Annotated in this window: 8 protein-coding genes and 1 pseudogene; 7 read left to right on the forward strand and 2 right to left on the reverse strand. The window is 65.9% G+C overall.

All coding sequences use genetic code 11. The features are described 5' to 3' along the window. Positions 1-154: 154 nt before the first annotated feature. Positions 155-1,297, forward strand: coding sequence for an NAD(P)/FAD-dependent oxidoreductase (locus ACODTJ_RS14640; protein ID WP_488849282.1), 1,143 nt, complete (start codon positions 155-157; stop codon positions 1,295-1,297). Between the two features lie 13 nt (positions 1,298-1,310). Here the strand turns inward: ACODTJ_RS14640 and ACODTJ_RS14645 are convergent, their stop codons facing one another. Beyond that, positions 1,311-3,365, reverse strand: coding sequence for an oxidoreductase (locus ACODTJ_RS14645; protein WP_488849229.1), 2,055 nt, complete (start codon positions 3,363-3,365; stop codon positions 1,311-1,313). 158 nt (positions 3,366-3,523) lie between these two features. Here ACODTJ_RS14645 and ACODTJ_RS14650 point away from each other — a divergent pair, with 158 nt between their 5' ends. The 4 genes from ACODTJ_RS14650 (at position 3,524) to ACODTJ_RS14665 (ending at position 7,460) form a co-directional block, all read left to right on the forward strand. Beyond that, entirely contained in the window at positions 3,524-4,534 is a 1,011-nt protein-coding gene (locus tag ACODTJ_RS14650; RefSeq protein ID WP_454656916.1) for a LysR substrate-binding domain-containing protein, read from the forward strand. A gap of 108 nt (positions 4,535-4,642) precedes the next feature. After that, positions 4,643-5,665: an ABC transporter substrate-binding protein gene (locus ACODTJ_RS14655; RefSeq protein ID WP_454656915.1), complete on the forward strand. Its 1,023-nt coding sequence runs from the start codon at positions 4,643-4,645 to the stop codon at positions 5,663-5,665. A gap of 47 nt (positions 5,666-5,712) precedes the next feature. Continuing rightward, the gene (locus ACODTJ_RS14660) at positions 5,713-6,702 is read left to right on the forward strand and encodes a FecCD family ABC transporter permease (RefSeq protein ID WP_454658994.1); all 990 of its coding nucleotides are present in this window, start codon (positions 5,713-5,715) and stop codon (positions 6,700-6,702) included. Beyond that, on the forward strand, positions 6,699-7,460 hold the full coding sequence (locus ACODTJ_RS14665) for an ABC transporter ATP-binding protein (protein ID WP_454656914.1): 762 nt from the start codon (positions 6,699-6,701) through the stop codon (positions 7,458-7,460). The genes ACODTJ_RS14660 and ACODTJ_RS14665 overlap by 4 nt, the downstream gene beginning before the upstream one ends. Positions 7,461-7,751: 291 nt before the next feature. On the opposite strand, the pseudogene ACODTJ_RS14670 reads toward ACODTJ_RS14665, so the two are convergent. Beyond that, a pseudogene (locus ACODTJ_RS14670) lies at positions 7,752-9,869 on the reverse strand (ABC transporter substrate-binding protein). A 577-nt stretch (positions 9,870-10,446) separates the two neighbouring features. Between ACODTJ_RS14670 and ACODTJ_RS14675 the strand changes: the two are divergent. Further along, positions 10,447-11,550 carry an LLM class flavin-dependent oxidoreductase gene (locus ACODTJ_RS14675; RefSeq protein WP_488849232.1) on the forward strand — a complete coding sequence of 368 codons (1,104 nt, stop codon included), beginning with the start codon at positions 10,447-10,449 and terminating at the stop codon, positions 11,548-11,550. 69 nt (positions 11,551-11,619) lie between these two features. Beyond that, complete coding sequence (locus tag ACODTJ_RS14680) at positions 11,620-12,933, forward strand: NtaA/DmoA family FMN-dependent monooxygenase (RefSeq protein WP_454656912.1); 1,314 nt, start codon at positions 11,620-11,622, stop codon at positions 12,931-12,933. Positions 12,934-13,133: the final 200 nt, after the last annotated feature.

Consider the following 13,133-nt stretch of genomic DNA (forward strand, 5'->3'; position numbering starts at 1 on the left):
GGCATGGAAGCCGCGACGCGGTCCAAGAGACATGCGGGGCAGGACCATAGGCTGGACTTATGGCCTGCCGGCCATCGCGTCTTTGACGGCTCTGCATGCCCACGTCAGGTTCGATCGCATGGAGATCTGCCGCCTCTGCGGCAAGAGGCTGGACATGGATGTGATCGTGCTCGGCGGCGGCCTGATGGGGACCGCGGCAACCTTCTTCCTGAGACGGCGCGGCCTCAAGGTCACGCTGATCGAACGCAACCGCGTCGGAACGGGCGCCACCGTCGCCTCCTTCGGCAATATCCGCCGGACCGGACGTCACCTCACGCAACTGCCGCTAGCGCATCGCTCGCGTGCACTCTGGGGCGATGCGGAGCGCCTGCTCGGCCGCGACGTCGAGTTCCGCGCGACCGGCCACCTCCGGCTGATTTTCGAAGAGGACGCGCTGGCGGATATGCGCGCCTATGCCGATACCGCGCGGCCCTGGGGGCTCGAACTCGAGGAACTCGGCGCCAACGAGATCCGGGCGCGTTTTCCCGGCCTCGGTCCCGGAGCGATCGCGGCCTCCTTTTCCCCGCAGGATGGCTCCGGCAATCCGCGCCTGATCGCGCCGGCCTTCACAGAGGCCGCAAGGCGGCTCGGCGCGGAAATCGTCGAGGAATGCGAAGTCGGCAGCATCGAGAAGACAGAATCCGGCTTCCGCGTTTCTACGTCGAAGGGGGTGTTAGAGGCAGCGAAGCTGCTCAACACTGCCGGCGCCTGGGGGATGCGGATCGCCGCGCAATTCGGCGAGCCGGTTCCCCTCACCCCGCGCGGCCCGCAAATGGGTGTCACCGAGCCCCTGCCCCATCGCATCCTGCCGGTTGTCGGCATCTGGACCCGCCGCCACGGGACGGACGCCTATTTCCGTCAGGTCGAGCGCGGCAACATCGTCTTCGGCGGCGCGGCCGAACGTGTCGACGTGCCCCTCGATCCCGGTCACGCCAAGGCCGATCCCGCACGGCTGCCGGCGCAGCTCCGCGCTCTCAGGCAGCTCCTGCCGGCCCTGGAGAAGGTCTCGGTGATCCGCACCTGGTCGGGCTGCGAGGGCTATCTGGCCGACATGCTGCCGGTCATGGGGCCGTCCGGCACCACGCCGGGGCTGTTCCATGCCTTCGGCTTCAGCGGGCACGGCTTCCAGATCGGCCCGGGCGTCGGCGACACGATGGCCGAACTGATCGCGACGGGCACGACGGATATCCCGCTCCACGACTTCCGGATCGAGCGCTTCGCCAACGCAGAGAGCGGCCGCAGCCCCGCCGCGGCTTGAAATCGCCGGCAGCTCAGAGCTTGGAGCAGAGCCGGTAGGCCTCGTAGATCGCCGAATAGAGATCGCGGCTCGATACGGCGTCGCCGATGCGGTGCAAGAGGAAGCTCCCCGGCGCGGGGGTTGCCGCCTCCTCGCTCCCCAGCATGAACGCGATATCGGTCACACCGTCATTGTCCGAGAACTGCCGCAATTCGTGATAGATCCCGACGGCCGGCAATGTGCCGTGTTCCACGACGATCTGGCTGGCCTCGACCAGGCTTTCCGCCCCCGTCAGCTCATTGCGGAACGTGGCCTGCAAGGCGTTGCCCCGGCGCTCGACCTTCTCCAGCCTGACATCGACAAGCGCGCGGATGCCGAGTTCGGCGAAGCGCTTCCGGAAGCTCGACTTGTCGATATAGGACATCTCGATGGCCAGCGCGTCGTCGGGCGTAGCCAGACTGACCGACCGGCCTTGCCGGGCGATCTGCAAGGCGCAGGACGCCGCTGCCTGACGCCCGGTTCCGTCATAGACGAGCACATCGCTCTTGCCCGGCACCGTGCCGGTCAGCACGTCCCAGACGCTGTCGCACAGCTCCGAGCCTTCGAACCAGTCGGTATCCGGAATGCCGCCGGTGGCGACGATCACAAGATCCGGTGCCTCGACACGAACGGTGTCGGCCTCCGCATAACAGTTCACCCGGACATCGACGCCGAGCCGCTCCAGCTCCGCGACGCGCCAGTCGACGATGCCGATCAGGTCGCGACGCTCCTCGGCAGCGGTGGCAACGAGCAACTGCCCGCCGAGCTTCGCGGCAGCCTCAAAGAGCACGACCGAATGCCCCCGCTCGGCGCAGACACGGGCGGCTTCGAGGCCTGCCGGCCCGCCGCCGACCACCACGGCCTTCAGCCGCCGCGAGGCCAGCGCGACCTCATGGCCGAGCACGGTTTCGCGCCCGCTGGCGGCGTTATGGATGCAGTTGACCTTCTTGTAGAGGCAGTAGGAGGCGCCGACGCAAGGCCTGATCCGCTCCTCCTCCCCGCGCCTGATCTTCTGGACCAGATGCGGGTCGGCGATATGGGCGCGGGTCATGCCGACGAGGTCGACGACGCCCTCGCGGATGGTGTGGCGCGCCGTCGCGACATCGCGAATGCCGCCGGCATGGATCAGGGGCAGATTCGTCTCGCGCCGAAACTCCGCCACCGAAGCGAGATAGGGCGCGTTGCGCTGGAACAGGCCGGGCATGTTGTCCTCAGCCAGCGCGAGATCTGTGTCCATGCGGCCGTAGATGCAGTTGAAATAGTCGATATGGCCTTCGCGCTCGAAAATCCCCGCGAGCTGCAGGCAATCCTCGAAATCGGAACCATCGGCCACGCCTTCGTCGATCACGAAGCGGATGCCGACGATCGCCTCGTCGCCGACACGCTTGCGGATCGCCTCATGGATCATGAGCCCGAAACGCGCCCGGTTCTCCGGCGAGCCACCGAGACCGTCGGTGCGCTTGTTGGTGCGCGGTGACAGGAACTGGCCGATGAGATGGCCGCCGGTCACCGTCTCGATACCGTCGAGCCCGCCTTCCATGCAGCGCAACGCGGCATCGGCATAATCCCGGATGATGCGCGCGATATCCGCATCGTCCATCTCCTTCGGGAAATTGCGGTTGCGCGTTTCCCTGACGCGCGACGGCGCCAGTGCCGGGAGCCAGTTCGAGGCATAAGAGGTCGCGCGGCGGCCGAGATGCGACACCTGGCACATCACGGCTGCACCATGGCCGTGAATGCGGTTGGACAGTGCCGTGAGATGCGGAATGATCCGGTCACTGGAAAGGTCGAGCTGGCCGCCGCCCCAGCTCGAATCCGGCGATGTCATCGCCGAGCCACCGATCATCGTCATGGCAAGGCCGCCACGGGCCTTTTCCTCGTGATAGCGCTGGTATCGTTCGAGCGGCAGGCCGCCATCGTCCAGCATCGAGGCGTGGCTGGTGCTGACGATGCGGTTGCGAAGCCTGAGCTTCTTGATGGCGAACGGTTCGAGCAGCGGGTCGCGCGGCGTGCCGAGGGGCCGATCCGGGATGGCAACCGTTGCGCTCATCGAATGGCTTCCCTGTGGTCGAACCGGAGCGGGGCAACTGGTGTCTTCTACTTTGCGAGCACGAGAGCGCATCAGGATCGAGCAGGCCTAGCGATCGTGGTGGCAAATCTGGAACCGGACCAGATTGAAAAACCTTGGGAGAAGCATACGCTGAGCGTATGGCTCAGCTCTCCCGCCTTATTCCCTCCGCGCGCGGACTTCTGGTTTTCGAGGCCGCGGCCCGCACCGGCAGCTTCACGGCCGCGGCCGTGGAGTTCAACGTCAGCCAGCCCTCCGTCAGCCGCAGCGTCGCCGAGCTGGAAGCAGCGGTAGGCGCCCGGCTCTTCGAGCGGCGGGCGCGCGGGCTCGAACTGACCGCGGACGGCCGCGATCTCTTCGGCGTCGTCGGAGAAGCCGCCGGGCGCATCGCCGATGCGATCCAGGCGATCCGGCAGCGGCAGACTGCGACGAAGCCCGTCGTCACGCTGTCCATGTCCAGCTCGTTCGTGGCCCATTGGCTGTTGCCGCGGCTGGGCGAATTCCATGCGGCCTTTCCGCAGATCGATATCCGCTTCGACCTCATCCCAGGGGTCCTGCGCGGCATTCCCGACAATGTGGATCTGGCGACGCGTATCATCGAAGACGACACGCGCTATCATTGCTGGCTCTTCGCGCCGGAGATCATCTTCCCCGTCTGCAGCCCGGCCTATCTGAAAGCGCGCGGCACGCTCGATCACACGGGGGACGGATCAGGGCATGTCTTCTTGTGGCTCACGGACCATGCGATGCCCAAATGGGCGCGGGAATGGGGCAATGTCGCCCGTCGCAGCAGCTCGAAAGGCGTCTGGCACGAATTCACGGACTACTCCGTCATCCTGCAGGCCGCGCTGAACGGGGAAGGCATCGCGCTCGGCTGGCTCAGCGTGGCCTCGAGCGCCTTGCTGAAGGGAACCCTGGTGCCCGCATCTGACCTGATCATCCGCACGGGGCAGCACCACAGCCTGATCGCGCCGCGATCAAGACCGCTCAATCCTCTGGTCGAACGGGTGGCGCTATGGCTTCGGGCCCAAATGGCCGAGGAGCTGGCTGCGCTCGATGAAGCGCTCCGGCCACGACCGCGATCGTCGCCTGACATTGGGGCGGCCGGGGCTGAAATGATAACTGTCGATAGTCAGCGTGAACCGAAGTAAAGCGACTCAATAATTTAGAATATTTATAATGTTGGCTCCTCGACTGGCCCTTTCCGCGCGAGGTCATTAAGAACACGCCGCACAGACAACATTTCCCGGATATTGCGCGTGAGCCACTTCAAATCGCTCCTTGTCGCGCTTGCGGTTTGCGCCGCAGGTGCTCTGACGAATCCGCTTGCGGCAGCTCCGACGAATTACCCCCTGACGCTCGATAATTGCGGGGCGAAGGTCACCTTCCAGAAAGCGCCGCAACGCGCCATCGGGCTCGGCCAGAACAGCGCCGAGATCATGCTGCTGCTCGGACTGCAGGACCGGATGGTGGGCACGGCCTTCTGGCCGAGCAAGGTCCTGCCGCAACTCGCCGAAGCCAATGCGAAGGTGAAGCTCCTGACCGTGGAGTTCCCCACCTTCGAGAGCATGCTCGCCGAGCGGCCCGATTTCGTCGCCGCGGCCCTGCCCACGCTGCTTGGCCCGAGCAGCAAGGTCGCCAAGCGCGAGGATTTCGAGCGCGTCGGCGTTCCCAGCTATCTCTCGCCCAGCACCTGCCTGGAGACCAAGGGCAGCAAGGACGCCTATGGCAGCCGCGCCCAGCTCTGGAGCATGGAGGTGCTCTACCAGGAGATCGACGAGCTCTCGCGGATCTTCGATGTCGCGGATCGCGGCCAAGCCCTGATCGCCGATTTCAAGGCGCGCGAGGCGGCGCTCCGTGCCAGCGTGACACCGGGCGACAAGAAGCTCTCCTATGTCTTCTGGTTCTCCAGCCCCTCCCCCTCCGCCGATGCCTATCTCGGCGGCAAGAACGGTGCCTCCGGCTTCATCGCGGACCTGCTCGGCGGGCGCAATGCCATCGGCGCCGAGGCCGAGTGGCCGACGCTGGGCTGGGAAGGCATCATCGCCGCGAAGCCGGACGTCATCGTCGTCGCCAGCCTCGATCGTAACCGCTGGGAACTCGACAAGCCGGAGGCCAAGATCAAGTTCCTGACCACGGACCCCGCCGTCAGCCAGCTCGCGGCCGTCAGGAACAAGGCGATCGTGATCATGGACGGCCAGGCGATGAACCCGACCGTCCGCACGATCTATGGCGCCGAGCAGGTGGCGCAGCAATTGAAAGCGCTCGGCCAGCTCAAGTGACCTCCGGAAACGGCGCCCTCGAAGGCAAGACAGCCTTTGCCGGCCTGATGCTGGCATCGCTGTTGGCGATCGGCCTTGCCATCGGGCTCAGCACCGGCATCGGCGACCTGCCGATCCCGCTCGGCACGACCTTCACCGCGGTCACCAACCGGCTCGGCTGGACAGCGGTTGAGATCGACCGCGTCTACGAGACGGTGATCTGGGATTACCGGTTGAGCCGCGCGCTGGTCGCGGCCTTCTGCGGTGCCGGCCTCGCATTGTCCGGCGCGATCATGCAATCGCTGCTGCGTAACCCGCTGGCGGAGCCCTATGTGCTCGGCATCTCGGCGGGCGCATCGACGGGCGCGGTCGCCATCATCATCCTGGGCCTTGGCGGTGGCGTCCTGTCGCTGTCCGGAGGCGCCTTCCTCGGAGCCTTCGCGGCGTTCTGCTTCGTGGCCCTGCTCTCGAACGGCACGCGCGGCGGCGCCGATCGCACGATCCTGGCGGGCGTGGCGGCGTCTCAGCTCTTCAACGCCACGACCTCCTATATCGTCACGACATCCGGCAACGCCCAGCAGGCGCGCGACGTCATGTTCTGGCTGCTCGGCAGTTTCGGCGGCGTGCGCTGGCCGGAATTCATGCTGGTTTCCGTCGTCGTCAGCATCGGGCTTATCGCCTGCCTCTGCTATGCCAGGACGCTCGACACCTTCGCCTTCGGCGACGAGACGGCGGCCTCCCTCGGCGTCAATGTCGACCGGGCCCGGATCGTGCTCTTCGCCCTCACCGCGATGATGACCGCGACCATCGTCAGCATGGTCGGCTCCATCGGGTTCGTCGGCCTGATCGTGCCGCATACGGCGCGTGCGCTGGTCGGCCCCCTTCATGTGCGGTTGCTACCGGCCTGCATGCTGATCGGCGCGGTCTTCATGGTGCTGGCGGATGTCGCTTCGCGCGCGCTGATCCCGCAGCAGGTGCTGCCGATCGGCGTCGTCACGGCGCTCGTCGGCGTGCCGTTCTTCTCGATCATCCTCTACCGCTTGCAGCGCGCCTCATGAGCATCACGGCAGAGAACCTGGTCTGGCGAATCGGAAGCAAGACGATCGTCGACGGCGTCTCCTTCTCCGCGGAGCCCGGCCGGATGCTCGGCCTGCTCGGTCCCAACGGTTCCGGCAAAACCTCGCTGCTGCGCCTGCTGACCGGCCTGAAGCGCCCGCAATCGGGCCGCGTGCTGCTCGACGGCAGCGACCTCGCGTCGCTGGGCGCCAGGGCCGTGGCACGCCGCGTCGCCTTCGTCGAGCAGCACGCGACCACAAGCGCCAATCTCCGCATCGCCGACATCGTCCGGCTCGGCCGGTTCCCGCACCGCTCCTGGCTATCGCGCTGGACCCATGCCGACGACCGCGCCGTGGATGAGGCGCTCCTGCGCGCCGGCCTGCAGGACCGGCGCGGCGATCGCTGGCAGAGCCTGTCGGGCGGCGAGAAACAGCGCACGCATATCGCCAGGGCGCTTGCGCAGACGCCGACCGAGCTGATCCTGGACGAGCCGACCAACCATCTCGACATCCAGCACCAGATCGGCGTGCTGAAGCTTGTCGCGAGCCTGCCGATCACCAGCGTCGTCGCCCTGCATGATCTCAATCACGCCGCCATGTTCTGCGACGCGGTCATCGTCATGCAGAAGGGCAAGATCGTGGCGTCCGGTGCTCCGGATGCCGTGATCACCGAAGCCCTCCTGAGCGATGTCTTTTCGGTCGAGGCCCGCATCGAGACATCTCCGCATCATCTAAGGCCGCATATCCACTACCTGCGCTGATTGGCTTGCTCATCATCGCTGACGACGCACTTGGACAGGCGGCTCGTCCTTTCATCGCCGTCCTACGGTAAGAACTCATCCCGACCGCGATCCGCTCCATCGGCGGTGCGACGGGCGTTCGAGGGCAGCCTAAACCTTGACGTGGCGTGATGGCTCCGTAGGCCCGCTGCTGCGCATCAGGATCGGTTGAGACAAGCTTGGATCAACTGGGCCGGCTGTTGCCGGCCCTCGGTCAGGTCACAGCGACCAAGGCCGCCGACGAGCATCAACGCCATGGCTGATTTTTTGGATTCAAAGCGGTAATCCGGCCCGGCGCCCGAGCCTGAGTGTGGCCGTAGCGCCGACGCCGAGAGCCAGAGCGAAGACCCAACCCGAGAGCGCGCTGGCCGAGATGCCTGAGAGCAGCGTGCCGACGGTGCAGCCGAGGCCAATGACGGTACCCCAGCCCAGCAGGACGCCCCCGGTCAATCCGCGTAGCGCCTGACCGATCGTCGGTCAACGCGGCTTGAACTCGCCCGCGGCGAGTGCCGCGATCAGCGCGGCTGCGACGATGCCGGCGATGAACAAGCCGTTCGGCGTCAGCAGGGCGTCACGGATAACCGTGGCGCAGCCACGGAAGCTGTCGAGCCGTTCGAGCCGCGAAGGCAGTAGCTCGAAGGCGCCGGCAAGCTGGCGCGAGCGCGAGCCGATCTCGGCGGTCACGCCGAGCGGGGACAGGCGCAGATAGGCGGCAACACCGATCAGGCCGACGGACAGCCCGCCCAGCCAGGCCGGCCAGCGCTGCCGGAAGATGGCGACGAGAGGATCGCGCGAGGGCTCCGGCTGTTGGGGGAATCTGCCCTTGCGCAGGGCAAACCAGGCCAGAACGGCGAGCGACGCGATCAGCGCACCGCCATAGCCGAGATGGCGCGGCAGCCACGGCACTGGAGCTCCCGCGATCGTCCAGAGATAGAGCCCATTCCAGCTTTGAAAGCCCAGGATGAACCCGCCGACGGCGCCGATCAGGGCGAAGGGCGCGGTCGGCGAGCCTTCGCCGAGACGGTAGAGATGGGCGCTGAGGCAGGAGCCCGAGAGCGCCATCCCTGCCCCGAAGGCCAGCCCCGCAAGCACGAGCGCGAGGCTGACCGGCCCGATATGGGCCGTCGGCGGCAGGCGCGTGCCCGACGGGTCCGGCAGCCAGGCGCCGAAGATCAGCGTGTAGCCGGTGATGCCCACGGCCAGCGCCGTGACGATGCCGAGCAGGCCGCGCGGGTCGCGCCGGTCCAGCCAGTCGCGCCAGATGCAGAGGAAGCAGAAGCGCGAACGCTGGATCACGAAGCCGAAGGCGGCGCCGAGGATCAGCGACAAATGCAGCTGCGGCGCCGGGTCCCCGACCAGCTTGTTGTTGTAGACGGTCCAGTCGAGCACCTCGACCTGCGCGCGAAAGCCGACATCCTCGAGATAGCCGGCCACAGCCTCGACGATCTCGCGGTCCTTCACATAGCGGCCGCTCGGCGTGCTGATCCTGATCGCGGGGCGCTTGCTGCTGGAGAAGCCGGCCTCGCGCAGCAGGGCCTTCGCCTGCTCGGGGTCGAAGCGGATCGCGCGGCTCAAGTCCGGCGCGAAGCCGAGGATGGCAGGCGGGAAGAAGCCGCGCGTCGGCGCGCCATGCCCCTCCAGAACCTGCTTCACGATCGCATCACGGTCTATGGCGAGGTCGATCGCCTTACGGACCCGCGGATCGCCGGTGACACGGTCCTTGCCGGTGCGGACATGCAGGGCGAGGTTGCGCGCGATGTCGAAGGTGATGGCGCGCGTGCCCTTGTTGTCGTTCAGGCGCGCGATGTCCTCCGGCGGGATGTTGACGGCGATATCGACGCCGCCGGTCAGGAGCTCGGCCACGCGCGTGCTCGTCTCGGGAATGGCGCGGATGACGACGTCGTCCCATTTCGGCGTGCCGCCCCACCAGCGCGGGTTCTTCGCCAGGACGAGGCGGTCAGACTTGACCCAGCGCTTGAAGAGATAGGGGCCGGTACCGACCGGCTGCTTGAAGAACTCCTCCCGCCCGCCGGCCTTTTCGAAGGCGGCCTTGGGCAGGATGCCGGCGCCGTTGCCGACGAAGGCATGCAGCAGCAGCGTGTCCGGCCCGTCGGTCTCGATCTTGAGAGTGGTGTCGTCCGGCGCCTCGACCGTCTTGATGCGGCGGAACTTGGCAGAGCTGATCAGCTTCTTGTCCTGCTGGGAGCGTTCGATCGTGAACTTGACGTCCTGCGCCGTGAACTTGTCGCCGTTATGCCAGTAGACGTCGTCGCGCAGCCTGATCGTCCAGTGGATGTTGTCGTCGCTGCTCCAGGACACCGCAAGGCGCGGCGTGAAACGCAATTGTCCCTGGCTGAAATCCTTGTCGACCAGATAGTCGTAGAGATTCACCAGCGCCGTCTCGGTGCTGTTATTACCGTGATTGGCCGGGTCGAGCGACAGGATGTCGTTGCCCTGTGCGATGGTCAGCGTTTGTGCAGCGGAGGAATGACTGAGGACCGGAGAATCTCAGTGCAACCGCAATATCCAGGACAGGCCAACGAACCGGGCCAGGAATACCAATGAAACGAACGCCCTATCTCTCGAATATCAGGATTGGCGCCAGGTTATCGCGGGCTACTCGAAAAAGGCCTTCAAATACTCCGTCTTTTTGAATACGAACGACCTTTCCCGAGGCGGCTCCAGAGCAATTTCTGCCCCGGTACCTGACAGATCGTGCCAGCTGGATAAACGTCGGCCCCTGCCTGTCCCACGATTCCGGCCCGGAGCCTTTCTGAATGCACTCGCGCGTTTCCGGCAGGGCGCCCTACAAGAGAATCATCTGCATAAAAACTGCAATCTCCAAGCAACAATGCAAACAGATTAAACAACCACCCTTGCAGCCAAATAAAGAAACCCCTCCTCTTTCAGCATAAATCACTATTCTCGTAAGCTGCGGCATTGATCAATTCAATCAAACCGCAGCCCCATGACAGATGCTTGCGAATTCCTCTGGTACATACCGAATGACGTGAAGCCCGGTCATCGCGGCGATTCCGCCACGGGTGATCACAACAGCCTCGATGCCTTGGCCAGCCATGCACTCGCGCTGGAGCGCTTCGGCTGGAAGGGCGCCCTGATCGGCACGGGCTGGGGGCGGCCTGACACGTTCACCGTCGCCGCCTCGCTCGCCGCTCGCACCAGGACGTTCGAGCCGCTGATCGCGATCCGCCCCGGCTATTGGCGGCCTGCCAATCTGGCCTCGGCCGCGGCGACGCTCGACCACCTGAACGGCGGGCGCGTCCGCATCAACATCGTATCGGGGCAGGACGACCTTGCCGCCTATGGCGATGCGGAAGGCGACCAGGCCCAGCGCTACGCGCGAACCCGCGAGTTCATGCAGCTCGTCCGCAAGCTCTGGACCCAGGAGAAGGTCAGCTTCCGCGGCACGTATTTTTCGGTCTCGAACGCGACCGTTCAACCGCGCCTGCAGCCGCGAAATGGCAGGGCTCATCCCAGGCTCTATTTCGGGGGAGCATCGGAAGCGGCGGAGCGCGTCGCCGCGACCGAGGCCGACGTCCAGCTCTTCTGGGGCGAGCCGCTCGCCGAGATCGCGCAGCGGATCGCCCGCCTCCGATCCCTGAGCGATGAACTCGGCCGGGAGCTCGCGCCGCTCGAGTTCGGGCTGCGCATCACGACGCTGGTCCGGGACACGACGGAGCAGGCCTGGGCCGATGCAGAGGCCAAGGTCGCAGCCATGGCGGGAAACAACGGAGCTGGCTGGCACGACCACCAGAATTTCGTCGCGATCGGCCAGCGGCGCCTGCTCGACCTGGCGGATCGCGGCGAGGTGCTGGACGACAATCTCTATACCGCACCGGGCAAGGTCGGCGGCGGCGGCGCGGGCACGACCTGGCTCGTCGGTTCGGCCGCCGATGTCGCGAGCTCGCTAAAGAAATACCGCGATCTCGGCATCACCCAATTCATCCTGTCCGACACGCCCTATCTCACGGAGATCGAGCGCCAGGGCCTGAATCTGCTGCCTCTGCTGCGAGACGAGCGAGCGGCGGCACCGGCGCTCCCCGCGCCTTGAGCGGCACCGAAAACCCCTGAACCAAAGCTGCCTGCGCAGCCGATCGCATTCCAGAAGAAGGACATCGCCATGTCGTCATCCCCTCGCCGCCTCAAGACTCTGATGGGCGCCTCCAATGTCATCGCCGCTGCAAACGATGCCGACCCGGCCACGGGGGCGAAGCGCGCGGCCGAGCTCGCCCGCAGGGCCGAGGCCGAGAAGATCACCGGACTCTTTACCGCCGACCTGCTCCAGATCGATCCGGCCGGGCTCGCCGGCACGGCCGGAGTACAGGACCCGCTCATCGCGCTCGCTGCGCTGAGCCAGGTCACGTCGCATATCGGCCTCGTCGCGACGATTTCGACGACCTTCCATCATCCCTACAATCTGGCGCGCCTGATCGGCACGCTCGATCATGCCAGCGGCGGCCGCGCCGGATGGAACGCGGTCACCTCCTCGGTCGGCGAGGAGAATTTCGGGGCACTCCTGCTCAGCCCCGAGGAGCGCTATGCCCGCGCCGCAGAATTCATCGAGGTCGTGAATGCCTTATACGATGCGAATGAAAGGGACGCCGTCACCCGCAAGGCCTCCGGCGCGCTCGCGCTCGATCCCGCAAAATTCCATCGCATCGACTATCGCGGCCGGCACTTCGCCGTTCAGGGACCGCTCAACGTACCGCCTTTGCCGCAGGGCCGCCCCGTGCAGTTCCAGGCGGGCCAATCCGAAGCGGGGATCAATGTCGGGGCGCGCTATGCCGAGGTGGTCTACACCTCGCAGCCGAAGCTGGACGGCGCGATCGCCTTCGTGACCGAGCTGCGGCGCCGGGCCAAGAGCTTCGGGCGCGGAGAACACCTGCCCTTCGTGATGAACTCGTTCCATTCGGTCATCGGGGAATCCGACGCGGATGTCGCCCGACGCCTGAAGGAGAAGCACGAGCGCATCGATTACGATCTCGGCCGCCTCAAGCTCGCCGACATGCTCGGCGGCGATATCGACCTCTCGGACCTGCCGCTCGACAAGCCCCTGCCCGACAGCCTGCTGCCGGAGATCACCAGCACCAACCGGCGCCGCGGGCGCGTCGAAATCTTCAGCCGCTACGCGAAGCAGGGTCTGACGCTTCGTGAGTTGATCATCGAGGCGCAGGAAACCGGCCACTGGTCGGTCGCGGGCACGCCCGAATACTTGGCCGATGCGATCGAGGAGCGCTTCCGGGCCGGCGTGCTGGATATCCTCACCCTCCACGGGCTCGGCAATCCCGATCAGGAAGACCTGCTCCTGAACGGCCTGCTGCCGGAGCTGCGCCGGCGCGCGCTGATCGATACCGACTATGTCGGAGGCGATTTCCGCTCGAACCTGGAGCTGCCTCTCTTGCCGCCGGCTGTCTCGCTGGCCCGCAGCGCCTGAGGCGAGCCAGCTTTCGCGCGACGCAGTCCTCTCAACCGCCGCGGAGATCGAACCACCCCTTCACGGCTTCGGCGAAAGCGAAATCTTGCCCGTTCCCGAATGTATTTGAAAAGACATTCGATTGACGGAAAGCTGGCGCCAAACGATGATTACTACCATCGACATGGGTCAAATCATGCCGATCGCGGGATTTGTTGGAG

It is taken from the genome of Allobosea sp. FG18, assembly GCF_057809495.1.